This is a genomic window from Pedobacter sp. GW822-FHT03F06 (assembly GCF_058801365.1).
In genome coordinates, this window is the sequence record NZ_JBXANE010000015.1 from 132,658 (window position 1) to 155,588 (window position 22,931).

Here is a 22,931-nt window from a genome sequence, read left to right on the forward strand (position 1 = left end):
AATCATATTTTTGTGCGGTAAATTTTAATCATGAATTTAACAAACTGTCCTTGCGGAAGCGGAACTGCCTTTAACCAGTGTTGCCAGCCTTATCATTTAAAAGTGAAAGCGGCACCAACGGCAGAAGCCCTAATGCGTTCCAGATATTCGGCTTTTGTAGTTGCTGATGCAGATTATCTTTATGAAACCACACACATCAGTAAAAGAAAGAATCATTCGAAAAGGGCATATTTAAATAGTGCGAAAAATACCAGATGGCTAAAACTCGAAATTGTTTTTTCGGATTTTGATATTGTGGAATTTAAGGCCTATTACCTCAATAAGAAATTTCAGACTGAAGTATTGCATGAAAAATCTAATTTCAGGTTAGCAGATGGGAAATGGTATTATGTTGATGGGGAATTTTATAAATAAGGCTGAAATCGCAAAATTCATATAAAATTTGCGATTCCATTCGCAGAATTAATGTGAATTTTGCGATTTTACTCCTTTTAGCTATAATTTCTTTGCTTCGTTCCAATATACATCCATCTCTGCAAGGGTCATATCAGCCAGGGCTTTCCCGTTTTCTTTTGCTTTGGTTTCGAGGTACTGGAAACGTTTGATAAATTTTTTATTGGTTTTTTCCAATGCATTTTCAGGATTGATGTTAATGAAACGTGCATAATTGATCAAAGAGAAAAGTACATCGCCAAATTCTGATTCTGCTTTTTCGATATCGATGGCTGTATTATCGGCAACGTTAAATTCGGTTTTAAACTCCTGTAGTTCTTCTTCTACTTTTTCCCAGACCTGATTTTTATCTTCCCAATCGAAACCTACACCGCGGGCTTTTTCCTGAATGCGGGCAGCTTTAACCAGCGCCGGTAATGAAGATGGAACACCGGCCAATACCGATTTGTTGCCTTCTTTAAGTTTAATCTGCTCCCAATTGCGTTTAACATCTTCTTCGTTCTGCACTTCAACATCGCCATAAATATGTGGATGTCGGTTTACCAGTTTATCGCAAACCCCGTTTAAAACATCTGTAATGTTAAAATCATTGGTTTCGGAGGCAATTCTCGAATAAAAAACCAAGTGCATCATCACATCGCCAAGTTCCTTTTTAATTTCGTCTAAATCGCCCTCTAAAATAGCATCGCTCAACTCATAAGTTTCCTCTATCGTTAAATGGCGCAATGTTTCCATGGTCTGTTTTTTATCCCATGGGCATTGTGTACGCAGTGTATCTAAAACGGTGAGTAATCGTGTAAAGGCATCAGCTGGATTATTGGCACTGGCAGGAATTGGATTGTTCGGCATGTTTTATGGTTAAGCTATATTTATCGAACGCTAAAGTACCAAACCCAAGCGATTAAGAAAAGCTGAAAAGGTATTCTGAACCATAAATATTTTGGTCCCGGCCCTGGCTTATACAAATCTTCATAATTGATGCGGTGTTTGGCAGCATAAATATTGGCAGGTAAAATAGCAATGTAAAAAATAATTAGGGTTATCCCGGTAAAATATCTGGTGCTTTCAATCGCCAGGCCAAGGGCAAATAAGATTTCCAGAACACCGGTTAAAAGCACAATTTCTACCTTTTTAGGAATAAATAAGGGGACCATAGCAGCCATACTCGTTTTAAACTTAAAATGCCCGATAGCGGTAAAAAGTAACATCACAGCCATTGCAATATTGCCTGCAAAAATATTTCCCTTGTCAAAAGTAGTATGACCGCCAAAAGCCAATAGCGCAACATAAACAATGATTAATACGAATAAGGGTTTCATGAACGGTATATTTAATCTATTTTATTAAATTAAACGCAATTAAAATTGTAGCAACAAACAATACCAATAATCCGGATAAAAATACAAAGTCGGCAACTTTTTCTAGTCGCTGGCTTGCAGTTTTTTGTCTTCTCATCGAGATAAAAGATAAGATACAGCTGGTCATAAAAAACATGACGGCAGCCACAGCAAACTCATCAATTAAGGAACCATCGGTAAGTGCGAGTTTTTTTAAAGAAGTAAGCACAACAAAGCAGATGCCCAACAGATTGGCAGAAGTGCTTAAAATATGAGGCGATCTGTTCTCGGCCATATTAATCTTTTTCTTCTAATTTAATCTTTTTCGTAATCCGGTAAACACGTTTCTTTTTGTCGGGCTTATGCTCTTCGCCCATTAAAATGCCCCATGGCTTTAAATTATCCACTCTGTCGAAGATAATCTTTAGCATGGCCAGATAAGGTATACATAAAAACATGCCCGATATCCCCCATATCATTTCGCCAACTACAATACCAATAAAGGCGAAGAGCGCATTAATTTTTACTTTCGAGCCCACTACCAGCGGCATTAGTACATTTCCATCTATTGCATGTACGCCGACAAAGGCAATCAAAACCAGAAGCACTTTACCTGCACCAGCTGTTGCAAAGGTGATTAAACAGCTTACCAGTAAAGCAAAAAATATCCCTAAATAAGGAACCACGTTAAAAATGCCTGCCACCAAGCCTAACAGTACGGCGTATTTAACCCCTAATAAACTTAGTACGGTAATCATTAATATCGTAACAATAAGCATCTGTAGAAACAAACCGATGATGTATTTTTTAATGATAAACTGAATCTGACTAACAATTTCTGAAACTTTTTCTTTGTGTTCTTCTTTAAAAACAGCGGTTAAGAAAGTGAATAAAATACGGCGGTAATTTAAAATGAAGAAGGTAAACAAAAGCGTGAAACCCAAAAATAATAGGGTAGAAGATAGTGTGGCCAAGGTTGTAGCAACAATAGCAGCACTGGTAGCCAAAGCTTTTTCGGTGCTATCATTTAAATAATCGAGTTGTTTCTGAGAATTTACACCAAAAGTGTGCGAAATCCATTTCTGCAGTTCATGGTACGAAACATTAGCTTTTTCTTTTAACAATGGCCAATCGGCCCATAAATCGCTCAACTGATTGCCAAAGAAGTATATAATGCCGCCAATTACAGCAATCATAAGCACAACTGAAACAAGAGTAGATAAGCTTCTTTTAAACTTAAATCTCTGCTCCAAAAAATTGCCCACAGGCAACAATAAAATTGCCATTAAAAAAGAGAAAAGCAGGGGTGCCAACAGCGACTGCCCTAAAATAGCGATGTAGGTTAAGCTTATTAAACAGAAAAGAACCAGGGCAAGCTTAGGTAGGAACGATAATTTGTCTTTCATATGATTTAAATCCTGTTTAATACAAAATGCCCGATTAATTGTTTCACCAATCGGGCATTTAAATATAAGAGATTATTTTTAATAGATACTTGCTTTGTCTAAAAGTGAAATATCATCTGGAGATAATTTCAAATTCGCTGCATCTGTAAAAGATTTTAACTGGCTTAAATCGGTAACGCTTGCAATCGGTGCCGTAATTGATGGATGATAAATTAACCAGGCAAGGGCTACCGAAGCTGGCTCAACATGGTGTTTTTCTGCAACCTCATCCAATGCAGCTAAAATTTTAAAGCCACGTTCGTTCAGAAATTTTTTAACGCCACCACCACGCTGGCTTTTATTTAAGTCATCTTCGCTGCGGTATTTTCCTGTTAAAAATCCGCTGGCCAACGAATAATAGCTTACTACGCCCAAGCCATAATCCAGGCAGATTTTTTCGTGCTCCTGCTCAAAGTTTTCTCTATCGTAGAGGTTGTATCCAGGCTGGTAAACTTCGTAACGGGGCAGGCCGTGTTCAGTAGCATAAATCAAAGATTCTTTTAACCGCTCAGCAGAAAAGTTTGATGCGCCGATCCAACGTACTTTGCCTGCTTTAATTAAAGTTTCGTAAGCACTTAAAGTTTCTTCAACGGGAGTGTGCTCGTCGTCGTAATGAGAGAAATAGAGGTCGATATAATCTGTTTGAAGGCGCGATAAAGAGTGTTCTACTTCGTTTATGATATAATCGCTCTTTAACGATTTGCCCTGCCCCATATCAGCCCCTACCTTGGTAGCGATAATAATATCGTGGCGCTTGTTATGTTGCTTAAGCCATTTACCAATAATCGTTTCCGATTCGCCACCTTTATTTCCGGGTGCCCAACGCGAATATACATTGGCAGTATCGATAAAGTTAAATCCATTTTCTACAAACTGGTTTAATATTTCAAACGATTTTTGTTCATCAATTGTCCAGCCAAAAACGTTTCCTCCAAATACAATAGGTGCAATATTTAAATCGGTTTTTCCTAAAATTCTTTTTTCCATGGTATGAATGTTAATAGTATACTAACAAATCCTAATGCAAGCGGTTTTCGCGTGGGACTAAATTATATTAAAATAAGAGGAGAATAATTTTTGGAAGCAAAAAATTAATCAAATCGTCATCCGAGAATTATCGGATGCGAAGCTGGGCAAGCGCGAGCCTAAGCAATCTTGTATCACAAAGCCTATTACTTTTTTTAGAAAAGCAATACCTGTAATCAGTCGTCATGCTGACCTGTAGCGCAGCGGAAAGCTACGGAGTAAATTTAGTTCAGCATGCATCATGTTTCAAAATTACCAAAATCTTTTTTTGGAAAGCAAGGCCTGTAGTGCTTTGGTTAAACCCGTCCCGCCCTTTGCTTAATCCCGATAGATAAAGTGTTAGATACAATCATCATCAATCGGGATAACGCTGTCGGTCGGGTTTATTTTAGCACAGATAGTAGTACTTTTTAAGCTTCCTAGACCCGATCGAAGCGAGATGCCGATTTATTTCATCGGCAGAAGCGGGAGCGGGGCTGCAGTAAGCTAAAAGCTTCTGCATCTGCTTTCCGAAAAAAACTGATTTAACAAATCTTCGTCCGATAGTTATCCGAAGTGAGGCTAGATGAGGGTGTACTGAAGCAATTTTCTGTCGTAATTTCTGTAATTGCTATTGTTAAACCTTTAAACTTCAGCCCTGGTTGCCCTAAGCATTTCTCTTTTTCCGGGAGCACCAGGTAATTTTTCGATGGTAAATCCGCAGGCTTTAACGGCTCTTTTCAATTTTCCGGTAATAGCGTAGGTTACAAAAACCCCACCTGGTTTTAAGAAACTGCAGGCATGGGCAATAATTTCATCGCTCCACATTTCTGGCTGGTGCTGCACAGAAAAGGCATCGTAATAAATCACATCAAATTTTTGGTCGCTCTGGTATGCGGCCAATGTAGTATGTGGAATTTCCAGGGTGCAGAGCGAATTTAATTTTTGAGGTGTTTTTAATGCATCAGGGTAATTTGAAATAAAATCCGTCCATATTGCTTCAGGAACATATGCTGCATAACCGGTTTGCTCAATTACTGCTGCAGTAAGTGGAAAGGCTTCGATACTGGTATAGTTAAGTTTAATATTATTTGCCGCACAATATTCGAAACTTAAAATAAAGTTCAGTCCGGTGCCGAAACCAACTTCCAAAACGGAAATTTCAGTTAAATTAGTGGACACGAATTTTAGTCCAGCATCAATAAATACGTGTTTGCTTTCCTGTAATGCGCCATGTTTACTGTGGTAATGTTCGCCTATAGTTTCATTGTAAAGTGTATTCGAACCATCGGCAGTAGGCGTTATAATATTCATGAGCTAGGATTTAAAGGATCTTGGTTTTTTTCAAGATAATGATGCAAATATAGATATAGGATTAATATGATTTTTAGATTTCAGGATCATGGTGTAGATATGAATGCAGCATTTAAACGATTTCTGGATTTAGGAATAAACTATCCAGAGATAGGAGGAGGAAAGTTAACCCGCTTTAGTCTTTAGTCTTTTAGCTTTAGTCTTCGGAATCCCGCCCTCTGAATTCTCTCTCTTTGTCCTTTCAGCTTTAATCTTTTGTTCTTAGCTTTGGTCTTACCCTAAACCCTAAACCCTAAACCCTAAACCCTAAAAATGGATATCGAATCTTTCAGAGAATATTGTTTGAATTTACCTGGTACAACCGAAGGAATGAAATGGGGGCATCTATGCTTCATGATCGAAGAAAAAATGTATTTCATTATCGCTATTGATGAAGATAACAGTTTTTCTATAAAGTGTGATCCCGAAGAGTTTGATGCATTAACGGCTAGAGCGGGCATACAACAGGCCCATCATATGGCTAAACGACAGTGGATACGTGTTGATAACCTGGAGGTGTTTAATGAAACAGAACTGAAAAAAAGAGTGGCCGATTCAAGAGCTATGGTTTTAGCTAAATTACCTAAGAAAACACAGGCAAGGTACGCTTAAATCTGGCGCAGAGGCACTAAATAACTTCAATACAATTCTTATACAAGTTTCTTTCTACGGGAACTTATTGTTCGTTTTTGGTTTCCTCCTTTTTCGTATCGTCTTTTTTTATGCCTTTATCCGCATTCAGTTCTTTCGACTTCATGATATTAAAACGGTACATTTCTTCAATCCCAACAAGTTTCCGTGTACATTTATCGATGTCGGTTCCTTCTTCCCATAAATAAGGGCGGAAGCTATAAGTTTTGGTGCCATCTAAATTTGCAATAAACTGGTTCCAGCTGCTCCAACGTAAACCTTTATAAAATTTAGAAAGATCACTATCAAAACAAAAAACAAGAAACTCACCGTAGCCAGCACCAAGTGGCTGCCAGGTTAGGCTGTTAGGCTCCAGGTAATACACGTTTTTAATGTCTTTACCCAGGCCGCCGTAATTAATAGCAAAGAAACCACCCACAGCATCATCGGCAATTAACAGGTATGGGATGTTATCGCCATATTCTTTTATGGTTTTTCCTTTGTTCCATTCGGCAACATTCCGGCTCAATCTTTCGCTGCCCGAACCTAAAATTCTAATCCATCCATTATCAACCATAATGCCCCCGGTATTGTAAATTACCGAGCCTAGTGTAGCATAGGTCGTCATTTGCGCATTATATAAAACTTCTTTTGCTTTTGCAGAATCAACTGGCAGAATCTCCACCTTATTTTTGGCAGAATCGATCCACTTTTTTACCAATGGCCAAGCCGGATCGGTTTTATTTATTAACGCCTCAAGGCTTATTAATTTATTATCTTTATTGTCTTGGGCGAAAATCTCTGAAGAGAATAAAGTTAAACCAAGGAAAAAGAGGGTTTTGAATGCGCTTTTCATGAAAAAGGGGCTTATGTTTTTCCAAAGATAGAATGATAATTAGTAATTGCTGAAAGGAGTGGGATAATTTTTGATTAATCGTGCAGTCGGATGTTACCATCCGACTGATTTATTCAATATCTAAAAAGAATTGATTAATTCGATGAATTGAATTGATAATTTCAGCTAGTGCCAGATGTTAACGTCTGCCCCCCGCGCTAATAAAACAAAACGCCCCGATTAAATCGGGGCGCTTGTAATATAGGGATGATAAATAATTGATTTTAAACTGTTAAGTGGAAAAGCCTTAAAGCCTTCACCTTTTAACCTTCTGCCTCAATCTACCACATTCTAATCCTGTCTTCTGGTTTTTTATATAATTTATCGCCAGGTTTAACATCAAAAGCATTGTACCATGCATCCATATTTACAGGTGCACCAATAGTACGGTATGGGCCTGGAGAATGTGGATCGGTTTTAATTAACTGAGCGGCACTTTCTGGTAAAATATTACCTCTCCATACCTGCGCCCAGGCAAGGAAGAAACGCTGATCTGGCGTAAAACCGTCAATTTTCTCGTTGCCCTGACCTTGTTTAGTCATTTTAAAAGCAGTATAAGCTGCATTTAAGCCCCCTAAATCGCCAATGTTTTCGCCCATAGTCAATTTACCGATTACATGAACCGTATCCAATACGGTATAACCATCAAACTGCTCGCCCAAAGCTTTTGTTTTAGCATCAAATTTGGCTTTATCTTCAGCCGTCCACCAGTTTTTTAAATTACCGGCAGCATCGTACTGGCTTCCGCTGTCATCAAAACCATGGCTCATTTCGTGACCAATTACCGCACCAATACCACCGTAGTTAACGGCATCATCAGCATTTGGATCGAAGAAAGGAAACTGTAAAATACCTGCAGGGAAAACAATTTCGTTCAGGGTAGGGCTGTAGTAGGCATTAACGGTTGGAGGTGTCATACCAAAACGTTTGCGATCGACCGGTTTACCTAACTGATCAACCATTTCTTTATAGCCCCAAACACTTGCATTGCGTAAGTTTTGGAAGTAGGTGTCTTTATTAATCACCAAACCATCGTAGTTTTTCCATTTTTCCGGATAACCCACCTTTGGTGTAAATGCATTTAATTTAGCTAATGCTTTTTGTTTGGTTTCAGGGCTCATCCACTCCAAACCATTGATTCTGATTTCGAAAGCTTTACGCAAGTTCACAATCATCTGGTTCATGCGTTCTTTAGCTTCTGGTTTAAAATATTTGGCTACATAAAGCTGGCCCAATAATTCGCCAATAGTGCCATCGGTTAAAGATGACATGCGTTGCCAGCGTGGTGTTTGTACTTTCTGACCAGTTTGTGCCTGTGTAAAAGCGAAACTTGCCTTAACAAAAGGAGAACTTAAGCTCGATGCTGAGCCTTTTAATATGTTCCACTCCAAATAAGTTTGCCAATCGGTAACAGGAACCGATTTCAACATTCCATCTAGGCTTGCCATAAATTTTGGCGAAGAAACCAGAACAGTATCTTGATTTTTGATTTTGAATTTAGGTAAATAGGTTGTCCAGTTAATGTCTGGAGTTTTTTTGTTCAGTTCTGCAACAGTAAGCTTATTGTAGGTGGCGTAAGGATCACGCATTTCTAAACGGCTCATCTGTGCTTCAGCAAATTGCTTTTCAATATTAAAAACGGTTGCTGCTTTTTGTTTTGCTTGTTCAGGCGTACTTCCTGTTAAGGTAAATAGCGTAACCATATAGTTGTTATAAGCCTCGCGGATTTTAACACTACGGGTATCATCTTTCAGATAATAATCGCGATCGGGAAGTGTTGTGCCGCCCTGGCCAATATTCACCATGTATTTGTTTACATTCTTGCGGTCTTGGCCAACGCCCAAGCCGAACATTCCACCGCCTAAACCATTGGTTCGCATATAAGCAACCTGATCTAGCACACCCTGAATGTTTTTAATCTGCTTAATTTTCTCTAAATCGGCTTTTATTGGTGTGTAACCTAGCTTTTCAATGGTTGCACTATCCATTGCAGCCGTATAAAAATCGCCAACTCTGCGTTTCACCGAGCCTGCAGGAGCAGATTTATCAGCAGCTGCATCTTCAACTAAAGACTTTACTGCATTGATGTTGAAATCGCGAAGTTCGTTAAATGAACCCCAACGCGTTTCTTTAGCAGGAACTGGATTATTTTTTACCCACGTACCACTTGCGTAAGTGTAGAAATCGTCGCCTGGCTTAACGGAAAGATCCATGTTAGCAGGGTCGATAAATTTTTTAGTTTGTGCATTTGCAGAAAAGCCTGCAGCGACTATACCTAGCGCCGCAAAACATCTTTTCAAATTTTGGTATTTCATTCGCTTAATAAGTTAGTAATTATGCGAAATTTATGAAATACTAATTAATACTGGTGTTATATATTAAGAATATTACTTGTTAAACCAGTAGTAAATTTTTGCTAAACCAAGCCGTCTGATAAGTTCGGACGCTGAAAAAGAAATTTTAATAGATTTCATGATTTTAAATCTTTTATACACTATTAACATTTTTTAACAAAATTTATTGTGTCCTTGTAAAAATTATTGCTATTAAGAACGATTCGGGATAAAGCATTTTATTTTCCATAAATTTGAAAACGGTTATCTAAACCTGCGAGGTTTTATCGATAATAAATAAAAAGATGTTTAGCATACAATAGATATAATGAGCCACTCACACGATAAAGAAGATAGCTGTTGCAGCAGTAAAGTGCATTCCGCTCCAAAACATAACCACGATCATGCGCACGAAGAAGGCGACGAACACGACCACGATCATGGTGGAGATCCGTCGGCCTTGCAAACTTATCTGCCAGCCATTGTAACATTGGTTATGCTGCTGATCGGAATTGTGTTTGATAATCTATTTACGGTTCCTGCATTTCAGATTATCCGGCCTTATTGGTATATCATGGCTTATTTGCCTGTGGGCATTCCGGTTTTACGTGAGGTTTGGGAAACTTTTAAAGCCAAAGATTTCTTTACCGAATTCTCTTTAATGTCTATCGCTACAATCGGTGCTTTTGCCATTGGTGAATATCCCGAAGGTGTAACGGTAATGCTTTTTTATACCATCGGCGAGTTGTTTCAAATGGCTGCGGTAAACCGTGCCAAAAGAAATATTAAAGCATTGCTCGATGTCCGTGCAGATGTAGCACATGTATTCCGCAATGGAAAATACGAAGATGTTAATCCTGAAAAGGTAGAAATTGGCGAAACCATACAAGTAAAAGCTGGAGAGAAAATCCCCCTAGATGGGGAACTGATCAGTGATAAAAGCAGTTTTAATACTGCTGCTTTAACAGGCGAAAGTAAACCGCGTACAATTAATAAAGGTGAATCAATTTTAGCGGGGATGCTTAACCTGGATAAGGTAGTTGAAGTAAAAGTAACTAAGGCTTTTGCCGATAGTGCATTGTCGCGCATTTTGGAAATGGTTCAGAACGCTACTACGCGTAAAGCTAAAACCGAACTTTTTATCCGCAAGTTTGCTAAAATATATACACCAATTGTTTTCTTTTTGGCCCTTGCACTGGTTACTATCCCAATTTTGGTTTTAGGGAGCGAATACCATTTCCAAACCTGGTTGTACCGTTCACTGGTCTTCCTGGTAATATCTTGCCCCTGTGCGCTGGTCATTTCCATCCCATTGGGTTATTTTGGTGGCATTGGTGCAGCGTCGGCAAATGGAATTCTTTTTAAAGGCTCTAATTTTCTTGACTTAATTACCAGGCTGAATACCGTTGTAATGGATAAAACGGGAACCTTGACAAAAGGTGTTTTTAAGGTTCAGCAAGTAGAAAGCAGTATCGATGAAGCAACGTTTTTGAATTTATTAACTGCCGTTGAAGCGAAATCAACCCATCCAATTGCTAAGGCTATTGTAGAATACGCAGGAGTGAAAGAAATTCATCCTGCCGAAAATATTGAGGAAATTGCTGGAATGGGCCTAAAGGGATCGGTAAATGGCAAAGCGGTTTTGGCAGGGAACACGAAGCTGTTAGCGAAATTTAATATTGCCTTTGATGCCAAGATTACAGCTATTGAAGAAAGTATTGTGGTTGTTGCGGTTGACGAAAAATATGTAGGATATGTTTTAATTGCCGATGAAATAAAAGAAGACGCCGCAGAAGCCATTAAACAGCTCCACGAAAACGGAATAAAACAGGTAGTGATGCTGAGCGGCGATAAAACTTCAATTGTTAAAAAAGTAGCAACAGGTTTAGGTATTGATACTTATTTTGGCGATTTATTACCGGAAGATAAAGTAGCCAGACTGGAAGAAATTAAAAGCGACAAAAGTAAGGTGGTGGCTTTTGTTGGCGATGGAATAAATGATACGCCTGTATTGGCCATTAGTGATATTGGTATTGCCATGGGGGCGATGGGGAGCGATGCTGCTATTGAAACAGCCGATGTGGTTATCCAAACCGATCAACCCTCTAAAATTGCAACTGCGGTTAAAATCGGTAAGGCAACCAAAAAGGTTGTGATCCAGAATATCGTATTGGCATTCGCGGTAAAAGCACTGGTTTTGATTTTAGGTGCAGGCGGCATTGCAACCATGTGGGAAGCCGTTTTTGCTGATGTTGGTGTTGCACTTTTGGCCATTTTAAATGCGGTGAGAATACAGAAAATGAAGTTTTAATAGGTAATTTGTATGTGGAGTCTATAATCGTTTACCATTAAGAAGTTAAGGGCATTAAAAAGATTATGGTGTAACAGTCTTTATCTCTATTAACTTATTAATGGTAAGTAAGATATGTTGAAAAGTAGGAAGGTGGATTACTATAAAAATTAGTATATTCGTTTATGTCTAAGCCCATTCCATACCCGGTTTTAAACGATGATGAGCCTGTTAGGAAATTCGAAGAACTTGATGCATCATTAACTTATAGCTATTCTAATTATTTAAACTGGCTTTTTCCTGAAAGAGTAGAACTGATTAAAGGTAAAATCTTTAAGATGAGCCCTGCGCCTTCAAGAGTACATCAGGAAGTTGCTGGCAGTATCTTCTTAAATTTAGGTGTTTTTCTAAAAGATAAACCCTGCAAAGTTTATTCTGCTCCGTTTGATGTCCGCTTTCCAAAAGAAAGTAAAGCCGATAAAGATGTATATACAGTACTACAACCCGATATTTGCGTAATCTGTGATAAAAGTAAACTAGATGCCCGCGGTTGTATTGGCGCACCCGATCTTGTTGTAGAGGTTTTGTCTCCCGGCAATACCAAAATGGAGCTGCTCAATAAGTATAAGGTTTACGAAGAATTTGGTGTCAAAGAATATTGGGTGGTTAGCCAAAGCGATCAGAGCATCCTCATTTACACCCTTAATGATTTGGGCAAATTCCAGCCATCTAAAATATTTACCCACAGTGAAAAAATCACTTCATCGGTATTACCAGGTTTTGAATTGATTTTGGATGATGTTTTTGAGGATATCGGTTAGCCTACTCCTTTATTTGATCAGGAGTATTAAAAAATACAATTGCAATAAGCACACATATCAGTACAAAATTGTACTCTACACCATTTCTTCCTCCACCCACAACAAACCAACCCTCTTTAAAATGCACCATGATAATGCCCATTATCAATATAAAAATGGTTGCAAAACATGCCAGCCGGATATATTTGTTCATAACTAAAAGTACGGCGCAAACAACATGTGAAAGTTTAATTAGCCAGGCAATTGCTATCCCATAAGGTGCAAATCCAATTTTATTCAAATAGAGATTGCCAAAATCATTAATTCCGCCATCAAACATGCCCAACACACTGTGTGATAATAAAATGATGACTATTGATACACGTAATATGGCATAAGCAATTTTAGCGTTTTTAGTATTCATGGTCGTTTGAATGTTTTTCTATTCTAAAATACAATTATCTATTGAAGCGTATGTATTTAGCATATAATTTTGGTGGCATAAGCCTATGTTTTTAAACCTGATTGATTGTAAAGCCCCCTATTCCGATTTAAGCATTCATAATTTTGTTTATTGGTATGCTTGCTTGTTGCACAGGTTTCATCGGGAGCGGACTTGTAACGAAAAGCAGGATTCACTTTAAAATGGAATGCTACATCTGCTTTCCAAAAAATAAATACCGCATAAGCATAGATAATATTAAAACGCCTTGATTTTGCTTGAGTCTTTCAGCCAACTCTGCTTTGGTCTTTCAGCTTAAATAGCTATTTTTGGACTTTTAATATCATTCATGAGCATATCCACCAAGTACAATCCTGCAGAAACAGAAGATAAATGGTATAGCTATTGGCTATCGAAGAAATTTTTTCACTCCGAACCCGATGAACGCGAGCCTTACACCATCGTCATTCCACCGCCAAATGTTACCGGTGTGCTGCACATGGGGCATATGCTTAACAATACCATTCAGGATGTATTGATCCGTAAAGCCCGTATGCAGGGTAAAAATGCATGTTGGGTGCCTGGAACTGATCATGCCTCTATTGCTACCGAAGCAAAGGTTGTGGCGATGTTGAAGGACCAGGGGATTAACAAAAAAGATCTTTCGCGGGAGCAGTTTATGAAATATGCCTGGGAGTGGAAAGAGAAGTACGGAGGTATTATTTTAGAACAGTTAAAGAAACTGGGTGCAAGTTGCGATTGGGACCGTACGCGTTTCACGATGGAAGAAGATCTTTCTGAAGCAGTGATCGATTCGTTTATTCACTTATACAAAAAAGGGTGGATTTACCGCGGTATCCGTATGGTAAACTGGGATCCGGCAGGTAAAACTGCCGTTTCTGATGAAGAGGTAATCCGTAAGGAAGTAAACCAAAAATTATATTACATTAAATACCTGATTTCTGGAACGGAAGACCAGTTTTTAACGATTGCAACTACCCGTCCAGAAACAATTATGGCCGATGCGGCCATCTGTATCAACCCGAATGATGAACGTTTTATGCACTTAAAAGGCAAAAAAGTGTTCGTGCCTTTGGTTAACCACGAAATTCCGGTTATTGAGGATGAATATGTTGATATTGAGTTTGGAACAGGCTGTTTAAAAGTTACGCCGGCACACGATTTAAACGATTATGAACTAGGCGTAAAACATAATTTACCGGTTACCGATATCTTAAACGATGACGGAACTTTAAACGAACTGGCGGTTATTTTAGTGGGCGAAGACAGGTTTGTTGCCCGTAAAAAAATTGCTAAAATGCTGGAAGAGGCTGGTCATTTAGATAAAGTTGAAGATTATAAATCGCAGGTTGGTTTTTCTGAACGTACAGATGCCGCTATCGAACCAAAACTTTCCATGCAGTGGTTTGTGAAGATGAAAGAAATGGCGCAGCCAGCTTTGGATGATGTATTGAATGGTGAGGTAAACCTGATTCCAAATAAATTTGAGAATACTTACCGCCATTGGATGGAGAATGTTCGCGATTGGAACATTAGTCGCCAGTTATGGTGGGGACAGCGGATCCCGGCCTGGTACGATGATAAAGGAAATTGGGTGGTTGCCAAAACTAAAGATGAAGCATTAGAAGAATTCTGGAAGAAAAAACATTTGGACGAAAGCTGCTCAGAAACGGAAAAAGCTGGATTCAAACATCAGTTAGAGCCATTTTTAAGGCAGGATGAAGACGTGATGGATACCTGGTTTTCGTCATGGTTATGGCCGATTTCAGTTTTCGATGGTTTTAAAAACCCTGAAAATAAAGACATCAATTATTATTATCCAACCAACGATCTGGTTACCGCGCCTGAAATTTTATTCTTCTGGGTGGCCCGTATGATTATGGCCGGACATGAGTTTATGGGTAAAAAGCCATTTACGAATGTATACTTAACAGGTATTGTACGCGATAAATTAGGCCGTAAAATGTCTAAATCGTTGGGTAATTCACCTGATCCGATTGGATTGATCGAAAAATATGGTGCCGACGCCGTTCGTGTGGGTATGTTAATGTCGTCACCTGCCGGAAACGATTTAATGTTCGATGAAAGCTACTGTGAACAGGGACGTAATTTCGCCAGCAAAATCTGGAATGCTTTCCGTTTGGTAAAAGGATGGGAAGTTGACGAAAATCTGGCGAACCCAAATACCCAGGCCATATCTTGGTTCGAAAACCGCTTTAACGAAGCTTTGGTAGAAATTGAAGCCAACTTTAAGCAATACCGCCTATCAGAAGCATTAATGATTACCTACAAACTGGTTTGGGATGATTTCTGTGCCTGGTATTTAGAAATGGTTAAACCTGCTTATCAGCAACCGATTGATGCGGAGAGTTTTAAAGCTACAGTCGGTTTCTTTGAAAATATTATCAAATTATTGCACCCAAACATGCCTTTCTTAACTGAAGAGCTTTGGCATGATGATCTATTTGGCGAGCGCGGAGAAATGGACTGTTGTATTGTGGCCGAATTCCCGAAAGGCGGCGCTTTTGATGAGCAATTATTGAAAGATGCTGAGGTAATTAAAACCGTGGTAGCCGAAATTAGGAATGTAAGGAACCAGAAGCAGATTTCTCCTAAAGAAGCGTTGCCTTTAAGCATCAAAATAAATTCTGATCTTGATTATGAAAAATGGTTGAACATTGTTTTCAAATTGGCCAATGTATCAGAAGCTGAAATTGTAAACGACAAAATTGTTGGTGCAACTGCTTTTATGGCGGGCAAAGATGAATTTTTCATCCCGCTGACCGAAAATATTAATGTAGAAGCAGAACGTGAACGTTTAAATGCCGATTTAGTGTATTTGCAGGGCTTTTTAAAGTCGGTTGATGCTAAATTGAGCAACGAACGTTTTGTACAGAATGCAAAGCCAGAAATTATTGCAAACGAGCGTAATAAAAAAGCCGATGCTGAAGCTAAAATCAAAATTATTGAAGAAAGTTTAGCGGTTTTAGGATAATAATAACTTAACAGCCGTTGCGATCGTCATGCTGACCTGTAGCGCAGCGTAAAGCTACGCAGTAAATTAATTTCAGCATCTTTCCTGCTATTATATTTAGACCCTGAAATGAATTCAGGGTGACGACTCTCCCTAAAAAGCCTTTCAGATTATTTTCTGAAAGGCTTTTTTACTTATAGTTAATTAGAACTATCTCAATAGAAATAGATTATTTCAAACGTTTTCCTACATATTGATAAAAATAGGTTATTGCCTTAAATATTGGCTTTTTGGCTGTTTATTTAAGGTTAATGTGATTGTAAGCCGTTATTTTAATATAAGGTTTCAAAAATATTACTTGCGAATATTTAAGGTTTGTTTTTATTAACCATATTTTAGGTTTTATTTAAATGGTTTGTCAGATTAGCAAACTAAGAGATAATCTAACCTAATATCCCAAATGGAAAATTCCAGAAGAAAATTTATTAAACAATCAGCAATATTTGCTGCTGCAACCTACGCGGGTACAATGGGCATGAGTGCCAAAAGTTATGGACGCATCATCGGTGCAAATGATAGGGTACGCGTTGGTGTTGTTGGGTTTTCTGATCGCTTTAAAGAAACCCTTTTGCCTTGTTTCCTGAACCACAACAAGGAATTAAACTTCGACATTGTAGGTCTTTCTGATTTATGGAACTACCGGAGAGATTTAGGAATTGCCCATTTAAAAGCAAAATTTGGTCACGATATTAAAGCCTGCCGTAACAACGATGAACTTTATGCCACAAAAGATCTTGATGCCGTAATTATCAGTACGGCCGATTTTCAGCATGCACTTCACACCATCGAAGCTGTAAAAGCCAGTTGCGATGCCTATGTGGAAAAACCCTTTGCCGAAACCATGGATGATGCTAAAGCCGCATTTAAAGCCGTTAAAGCAAGCAAACAGATTGTACAGATTGGTTCGCAAAGAAGGAGTGGAGAGAATTATACCAATGCAGCAAAATTTATTCAGGATGGAAAATTTGGGCCAATAACTGCTGTAGATTTAGTATGGAATGTAAACCAACCTGGCAGATGGCGCAGACCAGACTTAGTAGCCAAATTAAAAGAAGAAGATATCGATTGGAAAAGATTCTTATTGAACCGCCCAACTGAAGCCTTCGACCCAAGAAAATATTTAGAATACCGCTTGTTCTGGCCTTATTCGTCGGGAATGCCAGGGCAATGGATGTCGCACCAGATCGATACGGTACACTGGTTTACCAATTTAAAACATCCGCGGAGTGTAGTGGCAAACGGAGGTATTTACACTTGGAAAGATGGCCGCAGAAACTGGGATACGATGGTAGCGGTATTCGATTACGGCCAGCCCGATACAACAGACGGTTTCCAGGTTACTTTTACCTCACGGATGCAGAATAGTGTGGGTGATGTAGGCGAAGTTTACTATTCGAACGGTGGTGAACTGAATTTGATTACCAATAAAGTATCGCCAAAAGGAGGCTTAAAAGAAAAAGAGGCTGCAGCCATGGGTTTAAAAGCCAATCTTTTGCCTGAGTTTGATTTAAGTAAAACCGAAATTAAAACGGCTACAGGAGCCAATATGGGTGGCGATGCGTTAACCTCTGGCCATATGCGTAACTGGATGGAATGTGTACGCAGTCGTAAAACACCAAATGCGCCTGTTGAAGCGGGTTACTCGCACTCTATTGCTAACATCATGACCAATGCTGCGGTACGAACAGGTGCAAAAGCAATTTTCGATGAAGGCAGACAAGAAGTAATTGCAAACGGAAAAGTATTTAAATATTAAAAAAATATCGTCATTGGGAGTGCAAAGCCATCGGACCTTCAAGAAAGATTGCTTCGTCATTCTTCCCCGCAATGACGGCAAAAAAACAAATCATGTTAAATTTTAAAAAATATAGTATTCTAGCCCTTTCGCTAATCAGTTTATCAGCCGCTGCCCAAAAAGCAAGGCCATTATTTGATGGTAAAACTTTAACTGGTTGGAAAGCCGTTGCAGGAGCCGCTCCATACAAAGTTGAAGATGGAATGATTATCGGAACGATGACCAAAGGCACGCCAAATTCGTTCTTAATCACCGAAAAAGAATATGGCGATTTTATTTTAGAACTGGATGTAAAACTCGAAGGAGAAACCACCAACTCGGGCGTACAAACACGCAGCCATATTAAACCAGAAGGAAATAACGGTAAAGGATTGGTTTTTGGTAGACAGGTAGAAATAGACCCTACGCCAAGGGCATGGACCGGGGGGATTTACGACGAAGCCAGAAGGTTATGGTTATATCCTTTAGAACTTAACCCATCGGCAAAACCATTGTATAAAAAGAATGAATTTAACCATTACAAAATCGAATGTATTGGCAACGAAACCAAAACCTGGGTAAATGGAACGCCTGTGGCCTACGTGATCGATACCTTGGATAAATCTGGGTTTATTGGTTTACAGGTCCACGGCATTGGCAATAACCTCGATAATGATGGCAAGAAAGTTTATTTCAAAAATATCAACATTCAAACAGCCGGGTTAAAAGCCAAAGCCTTTCCAAAAGGAATTTATACGGTTAATTTAACACCGAATACCTTATCTGCTTACGAAAAGTCAGAGGGTTATAAACTTTTGTTCGATGGTAAAAGCAATGCAGGTTGGGTTGGTGCTTATAAAACTACTTTCCCTGCCAAAGGATGGAAAATTGCCGATGGTGTAATTAGTGTGGAGCCATCAGGTGGTGCAGAATCGACAAACGGCGGCGATATTGTAACCAAGGATGAATATGCTGCTTTTGATTTATCGTTCGAGTTTAAGCTTACCCCTGGTGCCAACAGTGGTGTAAAATATTTTGTTACCCTGAGCGAAAAAAATACAGGTTCTGCTATTGGTCTCGAGTATCAGGTTTTAGATGATGTATTACATCCTGATGCAAAATTGGGCAGAGATGGAAACCGCACCTTGGCTTCGTTATACGATTTAATGACTTCGAAAAAAGAAGCCCGTTACCTGCGCCCTATTGGTAGTTGGAATAACGGACGTTTGGTTGTGTACCCAAATAACAAAGTAGAGCATTATTTAAATGGCGTAAAAGTTTTAGAATATACACGCGGTTCAGAAGAATTTAAAAAACTCGTTGCTATTAGTAAATATAAGGATTGGAAAAACTTCGGTGAGGCACCAAAAGGGCATATTTTGTTGCAGGATCATGGCAATAAAGTAGATTTCAGGACCATTAAAATCAAGACTTTATAAGTTTTTGATTTGAAAAAATGAGCGTTGATTTAACATGGCGGCCGGTAGTCCTGCTTTCGCTTATAGCCTTGTTCGTACCTCACTGCGGGCTATTTAGCTCAATCGGGTTTATCATTAGCGTTTGTGCCGGGAAACAACCCATAGGCACTAAATGATGTTAATTAGCCCCGACATATGCGGAAATACTTTTTGTGCATTTTCGTTAATGTAGTAGATACCGGCAACAAAAAGATTGCAGCATTGGCGGGACTACCACTAAATTGCAGCATTATCCTGGCGCTCCAAATCATCATTTTAAAAAAATAAAATATTAACATACCATGCATCGTCGATCTTTTGTAAAACATACCACTTTGTTAGGCTCTGGTTTGCTTTTGGGTAATCAGGGCTTTGCTAATTTAGTGGCTGATGAAATTATTAATGTGGCAATGATTGGTTGTGGCGATCGTGGCAAAGGTGTTTTGTCGGTAATTAAATCAATGCCTGCAAAGTATAAAATCAAGGCTTATTGCGATTTGCTCGATTTTAGGCTTAAAGAAACCGAAAAATATGTTCCTGCGGATGCAAAGGCCATAAAAGATTACCACAAAGTTTTAGACGATAAAACAATTGACGCGGTTTTTATTGCCACACCTTTAAATGAACATTTCAGAATTGCCAAAGATGCGGTACTGGCTGGCAAACATGTGTATGTAGAAAAAACCATGACCTACAATATTGCCCAGGCACTCGAACTTAAAAAACTGGTGAAACAATATCCCAATCAGGTTTTTCAGGTGGGGTATCAATATCGTTATTCGCCTTTGTACTTTAAGGTGAAGGATATGATCCAAAGTGGTTATTTGGGCAAGGTTAGCCAGATCGATTGCCGTTGGGACCGCAATGGTAATTGGCGTAGGGCAGTGCCAGATCCAGCTTTAGAACGCAAAATTAACTGGCGGATGTACAAGGAATATTCTGGTGGTTTAGCTGCCGAACTTTTATCGCACCAGATCGATTTTATCAATTGGGCTTTTGAAACGCAGCCTGATGAAATTATGGGATCGGGAGGGATAGATGTATTTAAAGACGGGCGCGAAACCTACGATAATATTCAGGCCATTCTCCGTTATAACGAAAAAGGCATGATCGGCAATTTTGGAGCCACTTGCGGTAATGCACATGATGGTTACCTGTTTAAGATAAAAGGCACTAAAGGTTCGGTTTCTTTGCTTACCAATACCGGTTTGTTTTACCCTGAAGAAAGCATTAAAAAAGAATTAGGCATAGTTGATGGGGTAACCGGAGCCACAAAGATTGTGGTCAATAAAGATGGCGGAATCCCGATTTTGGATAAAGCCACCATTGATGGTACAAATTATGCCTTAGATGAATTTTATAAATCGATAACAACCAGGAAAGAACCTGTATCGAATATCAATACGGGAACGCAAGCGGCTATCTGTGTGGCCATGTGTAACGAGGCGATTTACAGTGGTAATAAGCAGTTTTGGAAATCTGAGTATAGCGTATAAGTGATCTGTCATCTTCACAAAAATGTATTCGAAATATCGTCATCTCGACTGAAGCGCAGCGTAATGGAGAGATCTGCTACTGTTGTTTTTTCCTATTGGTTGGTATCTCAATGGCCAAGAAGAATATTATTCTACTTTCATTTTATTTTGCCCTTCGACTCCGCTCAGGGTGACAAAAAAGGATTTTCACGTCAATCAGGTTTTTTCTATTGGTTGGTGTACCACCGACCAAGAAGAACTATTATTCTACTTTAGTTTTGTGAATGCGGATTAAGTTTCGGTCGGTGGGACACCAACCGATAAATGAATCCAAGAATTATGTTATAAAGATCCTTCATTGCATCCGATAGCTGTCGGATCAGGATGACAGAAAACCGTGTTTACCTAGCAAAATTATTTTGCTATAGCCCCAAATATTCTGGCATTTCCTGTACGAAGTTAAAGCTGCCTTTTTCAATATCCATCTTCGCATAAACATGTTGCAAACCATTGGTTAACACAATCCATTTCGCTTGATGGATAGAATTGTACCGCGATGCCTGATCGAAAACCGATTGCGTAATCTTTACCTTGGGTGCCTTACACTCAATTAACATCAGCTTTTCGCCGGCCGTATTGTACACTAAAATATCACTCCGCTTTTGTAATTGGTTTAAAACCAAACCGCCTTCAATCTGGATCAATGTGCGGGGGAATTTCTTTTCCAAAACCAGGTTTTGTATAAAATGCTGACGTACCCATTCCTCGGGTGTAAGTACGAGGTGCTTTTTCCTCAACTCATCGAAAATAAAAACCACATCATCTTTTTGGGTAATTTTAAACGGATACGGAGGAAGGTTAAGTGGAGTAGGAGTAAACATTTTCTCAGTTGGCGGTTATCAGTTTGCAATTGGCAGTAATCAGTTTTCAGTTAACAGTTGGAAGTTCTCCTTTAACAATGGAACAGGCTATCAATTATCATTGTGGCAAAGTTAATTAATTCTAAGCGATGCGAGGAAATTTCCAATCATCTCACATCTCAAATCTAGTGTCTCAAATCTCAGCTCTAATATCTCACCTCTCTTAAATTATAAACATTTGCCTAAATCCTTAAAGCTAAATCGTAATTTTACGGGCAATGACTGCTGCCGAAATTATTAAAGATATTAAAGCCCGAAAATTCAAACCTGTGTATTTATTGCATGGCGAAGAATCTTATTATATCGATCAAGTAACAGATTATATTGAAGATAAGCTGTTGAACGATGCCGAAAAGGGCTTCAATCAGACGGTTCTATACGGAAAAGATACGGATATGGCTACCGTTTTGGGTGCAGCAAAGCGATACCCGATGATGTCTGATTATCAGGTGGTAATTGTTAAAGAGGCACAGGATTTAAAGTGGGGCAAAGAAGATTCGAGCAGTAAAGAGGGCGAATTTGTGCTCAATTATTTCGAAAAGCCCTTGCCCAGCACCATTTTGGTATTGGCTTTTAAATATGCCAATTTCGATAAGCGCAAAAAAATCTACAAAGCCATTAATAAAAGTGGGTTGATTTTTCAGTCAGATCCTGTGCGCGATTATAAACTGGTGCCCTGGATCGAAGAATTTATTAAAGATAAGGGTTACAAGATCGATCAGCAGGCATCGGCTTTAATGGCCGAATATTTAGGAACCGACCTTTCTAAAATTGCCAACGAGATCGAAAAGTTAATGCTCAATGTTCCAAAAGAAACAACCATTAATACCGACCTGGTTCAGAAAAATATAGGCATTAGTAAAGAATATAATGTTTTCGAACTGCAGAAGGCATTGGCCATCCGCGATGTGCTGAAATGCAATAAAATTATCAATTACTTCGCCAGCAACCCTAAAGCCAACCCAACGGTAATGGTTTTGGCCAATTTAGGCGGTTACTTTACTAAACTTTTAAAATACCATTACATCCCAAATAAGGCCGATGCGGCATCAGCTTTGGGCGTGCCTCCATTTTTTATTAAAGATTATGAGGTAGCTGCAAGAAATTACAACACCGGCAAAGTTTTTCAGGTGATCGGCTTACTCCGCGAATACGATTTAAAAAGTAAGGGTTTAGATAGTACCGGAAATGTTGAAGATGGAGAGCTGTTAAAAGAGCTCGTTTTCAAAATTGTACACTAACCTTTTTTTCGCAAAAGCCTGTTTTA

19 protein-coding genes are annotated in these 22,931 nt (G+C 38.9%); 9 read left to right on the forward strand and 10 right to left on the reverse strand.

The features are described 5' to 3' along the window. The first annotated feature begins 30 nt into the window (after positions 1–30). Positions 31–414, forward strand: a complete 384-nt coding sequence (locus AC1RJ8_RS22320) for a YchJ family protein (protein WP_492955733.1) — start codon at positions 31–33, stop codon at positions 412–414. An 81-nt stretch (positions 415–495) separates the two neighbouring features. Here AC1RJ8_RS22320 and mazG read toward each other — a convergent pair whose 3' ends face one another. The 6 genes from mazG to mnmC2 all read right to left on the reverse strand — a co-directional run bounded on the left by mazG (position 496) and on the right by mnmC2 (position 5,554). Continuing rightward, a complete protein-coding gene (gene mazG, locus AC1RJ8_RS22325) occupies positions 496–1,302 on the reverse strand; it encodes a nucleoside triphosphate pyrophosphohydrolase (protein WP_492955734.1) in 807 nt (268 codons plus the stop codon). 20 nt (positions 1,303–1,322) lie between these two features. Beyond that, the gene (locus AC1RJ8_RS22330) at positions 1,323–1,772 is read right to left on the reverse strand and encodes a DoxX family protein (RefSeq protein WP_492955735.1); all 450 of its coding nucleotides are present in this window, start codon (positions 1,770–1,772) and stop codon (positions 1,323–1,325) included. A 16-nt stretch (positions 1,773–1,788) separates the two neighbouring features. Further along, entirely contained in the window at positions 1,789–2,085 is a 297-nt protein-coding gene (locus AC1RJ8_RS22335; protein WP_492955736.1) for a hypothetical protein, read from the reverse strand. 1 nt (position 2,086) lies between these two features. Further along, complete coding sequence (locus tag AC1RJ8_RS22340) at positions 2,087–3,196, reverse strand: AI-2E family transporter (protein ID WP_492955737.1); 1,110 nt, start codon at positions 3,194–3,196, stop codon at positions 2,087–2,089. A 78-nt stretch (positions 3,197–3,274) separates the two neighbouring features. After that, on the reverse strand, positions 3,275–4,222 hold the full coding sequence (locus tag AC1RJ8_RS22345; RefSeq protein ID WP_492955738.1) for an aldo/keto reductase: 948 nt from the start codon (positions 4,220–4,222) through the stop codon (positions 3,275–3,277). 663 nt (positions 4,223–4,885) lie between these two features. Next, positions 4,886–5,554 carry a tRNA (5-methylaminomethyl-2-thiouridine)(34)-methyltransferase MnmC2 gene (gene mnmC2 / locus AC1RJ8_RS22350; protein WP_492955739.1) on the reverse strand — a complete coding sequence of 223 codons (669 nt, stop codon included), beginning with the start codon at positions 5,552–5,554 and terminating at the stop codon, positions 4,886–4,888. 312 nt (positions 5,555–5,866) lie between these two features. On the opposite strand from mnmC2, the gene AC1RJ8_RS22355 reads away from it, so the two are divergent. Next, positions 5,867–6,205 carry an MmcQ/YjbR family DNA-binding protein gene (locus AC1RJ8_RS22355; RefSeq protein ID WP_492955740.1) on the forward strand — a complete coding sequence of 113 codons (339 nt, stop codon included), beginning with the start codon at positions 5,867–5,869 and terminating at the stop codon, positions 6,203–6,205. A 64-nt stretch (positions 6,206–6,269) separates the two neighbouring features. Here AC1RJ8_RS22355 and AC1RJ8_RS22360 read toward each other — a convergent pair whose 3' ends face one another. After that, the gene (locus AC1RJ8_RS22360) at positions 6,270–7,079 is read right to left on the reverse strand and encodes a DUF2625 domain-containing protein (RefSeq protein WP_492955741.1); all 810 of its coding nucleotides are present in this window, start codon (positions 7,077–7,079) and stop codon (positions 6,270–6,272) included. A gap of 320 nt (positions 7,080–7,399) precedes the next feature. Next, positions 7,400–9,433 (reverse strand): M13 family metallopeptidase, encoded by a 2,034-nt coding sequence (locus AC1RJ8_RS22365; protein WP_492955742.1) that lies wholly within the window; start codon positions 9,431–9,433, stop codon positions 7,400–7,402. A 346-nt stretch (positions 9,434–9,779) separates the two neighbouring features. Between AC1RJ8_RS22365 and AC1RJ8_RS22370 the strand changes: the two genes are divergently transcribed. Then, the gene (locus tag AC1RJ8_RS22370; RefSeq protein ID WP_492955743.1) at positions 9,780–11,762 is read left to right on the forward strand and encodes a heavy metal translocating P-type ATPase; all 1,983 of its coding nucleotides are present in this window, start codon (positions 9,780–9,782) and stop codon (positions 11,760–11,762) included. A 164-nt stretch (positions 11,763–11,926) separates the two neighbouring features. Continuing rightward, entirely contained in the window at positions 11,927–12,562 is a 636-nt protein-coding gene (locus tag AC1RJ8_RS22375; RefSeq protein WP_492955744.1) for a Uma2 family endonuclease, read from the forward strand. Position 12,563: 1 nt separating this feature from the next. Here AC1RJ8_RS22375 and AC1RJ8_RS22380 read toward each other — a convergent pair whose 3' ends face one another. Further along, a complete protein-coding gene (locus AC1RJ8_RS22380; protein WP_492955745.1) occupies positions 12,564–12,965 on the reverse strand; it encodes a DoxX family protein in 402 nt (133 codons plus the stop codon). Positions 12,966–13,332: 367 nt separating this feature from the next. Here AC1RJ8_RS22380 and AC1RJ8_RS22385 point away from each other — a divergent pair, with 367 nt between their 5' ends. The 4 genes from AC1RJ8_RS22385 (at position 13,333) to AC1RJ8_RS22400 (ending at position 20,765) form a co-directional block, all read left to right on the forward strand. Next, positions 13,333–15,999, forward strand: a complete 2,667-nt coding sequence (locus AC1RJ8_RS22385; protein WP_492955746.1) for a valine--tRNA ligase — start codon at positions 13,333–13,335, stop codon at positions 15,997–15,999. A gap of 439 nt (positions 16,000–16,438) precedes the next feature. Continuing rightward, the gene (locus tag AC1RJ8_RS22390) at positions 16,439–17,794 is read left to right on the forward strand and encodes a Gfo/Idh/MocA family protein (RefSeq protein ID WP_492955747.1); all 1,356 of its coding nucleotides are present in this window, start codon (positions 16,439–16,441) and stop codon (positions 17,792–17,794) included. A 92-nt stretch (positions 17,795–17,886) separates the two neighbouring features. Continuing rightward, positions 17,887–19,251: a 3-keto-disaccharide hydrolase gene (locus AC1RJ8_RS22395; RefSeq protein ID WP_492955748.1), complete on the forward strand. Its 1,365-nt coding sequence runs from the start codon at positions 17,887–17,889 to the stop codon at positions 19,249–19,251. A 320-nt stretch (positions 19,252–19,571) separates the two neighbouring features. Next, the gene (locus tag AC1RJ8_RS22400; RefSeq protein ID WP_492955749.1) at positions 19,572–20,765 is read left to right on the forward strand and encodes a Gfo/Idh/MocA family protein; all 1,194 of its coding nucleotides are present in this window, start codon (positions 19,572–19,574) and stop codon (positions 20,763–20,765) included. Between the two features lie 401 nt (positions 20,766–21,166). On the opposite strand, the gene AC1RJ8_RS22405 is transcribed toward AC1RJ8_RS22400, so the two are convergent. Next, positions 21,167–21,625, reverse strand: coding sequence for a type I restriction enzyme HsdR N-terminal domain-containing protein (locus tag AC1RJ8_RS22405; protein ID WP_492955750.1), 459 nt, complete (start codon positions 21,623–21,625; stop codon positions 21,167–21,169). A gap of 257 nt (positions 21,626–21,882) precedes the next feature. Between AC1RJ8_RS22405 and holA the strand changes: the two genes are divergently transcribed. After that, positions 21,883–22,905, forward strand: coding sequence for a DNA polymerase III subunit delta (gene holA / locus AC1RJ8_RS22410; RefSeq protein ID WP_108199923.1), 1,023 nt, complete (start codon positions 21,883–21,885; stop codon positions 22,903–22,905). Positions 22,906–22,931 lie beyond the last annotated feature (26 nt).

What these genes read in the sequence shown, in the direction of transcription:
- AC1RJ8_RS22320 (WP_492955733.1), top strand. Translation starts at nt 31, where the DNA reads ATGAATTTAACAAACTGTCCTTGCGGAAGCGGAACTGCCTTTAACCAG.
- mazG (WP_492955734.1), bottom strand. Translation starts at nt 1,302, where the DNA reads ATGCCGAACAATCCAATTCCTGCCAGTGCCAATAATCCAGCTGATGCC.
- AC1RJ8_RS22330 (WP_492955735.1), bottom strand. Translation starts at nt 1,772, where the DNA reads ATGAAACCCTTATTCGTATTAATCATTGTTTATGTTGCGCTATTGGCT.
- AC1RJ8_RS22335 (WP_492955736.1), bottom strand. Translation starts at nt 2,085, where the DNA reads ATGGCCGAGAACAGATCGCCTCATATTTTAAGCACTTCTGCCAATCTG.
- AC1RJ8_RS22340 (WP_492955737.1), bottom strand. Translation starts at nt 3,196, where the DNA reads ATGAAAGACAAATTATCGTTCCTACCTAAGCTTGCCCTGGTTCTTTTC.
- AC1RJ8_RS22345 (WP_492955738.1), bottom strand. Translation starts at nt 4,222, where the DNA reads ATGGAAAAAAGAATTTTAGGAAAAACCGATTTAAATATTGCACCTATT.
- mnmC2 (WP_492955739.1), bottom strand. Translation starts at nt 5,554, where the DNA reads ATGAATATTATAACGCCTACTGCCGATGGTTCGAATACACTTTACAAT.
- AC1RJ8_RS22355 (WP_492955740.1), top strand. Translation starts at nt 5,867, where the DNA reads ATGGATATCGAATCTTTCAGAGAATATTGTTTGAATTTACCTGGTACA.
- AC1RJ8_RS22360 (WP_492955741.1), bottom strand. Translation starts at nt 7,079, where the DNA reads ATGAAAAGCGCATTCAAAACCCTCTTTTTCCTTGGTTTAACTTTATTC.
- AC1RJ8_RS22365 (WP_492955742.1), bottom strand. Translation starts at nt 9,433, where the DNA reads ATGAAATACCAAAATTTGAAAAGATGTTTTGCGGCGCTAGGTATAGTC.
- AC1RJ8_RS22370 (WP_492955743.1), top strand. Translation starts at nt 9,780, where the DNA reads ATGAGCCACTCACACGATAAAGAAGATAGCTGTTGCAGCAGTAAAGTG.
- AC1RJ8_RS22375 (WP_492955744.1), top strand. Translation starts at nt 11,927, where the DNA reads ATGTCTAAGCCCATTCCATACCCGGTTTTAAACGATGATGAGCCTGTT.
- AC1RJ8_RS22380 (WP_492955745.1), bottom strand. Translation starts at nt 12,965, where the DNA reads ATGAATACTAAAAACGCTAAAATTGCTTATGCCATATTACGTGTATCA.
- AC1RJ8_RS22385 (WP_492955746.1), top strand. Translation starts at nt 13,333, where the DNA reads ATGAGCATATCCACCAAGTACAATCCTGCAGAAACAGAAGATAAATGG.
- AC1RJ8_RS22390 (WP_492955747.1), top strand. Translation starts at nt 16,439, where the DNA reads ATGGAAAATTCCAGAAGAAAATTTATTAAACAATCAGCAATATTTGCT.
- AC1RJ8_RS22395 (WP_492955748.1), top strand. Translation starts at nt 17,887, where the DNA reads ATGTTAAATTTTAAAAAATATAGTATTCTAGCCCTTTCGCTAATCAGT.
- AC1RJ8_RS22400 (WP_492955749.1), top strand. Translation starts at nt 19,572, where the DNA reads ATGCATCGTCGATCTTTTGTAAAACATACCACTTTGTTAGGCTCTGGT.
- AC1RJ8_RS22405 (WP_492955750.1), bottom strand. Translation starts at nt 21,625, where the DNA reads ATGTTTACTCCTACTCCACTTAACCTTCCTCCGTATCCGTTTAAAATT.
- holA (WP_108199923.1), top strand. Translation starts at nt 21,883, where the DNA reads ATGACTGCTGCCGAAATTATTAAAGATATTAAAGCCCGAAAATTCAAA.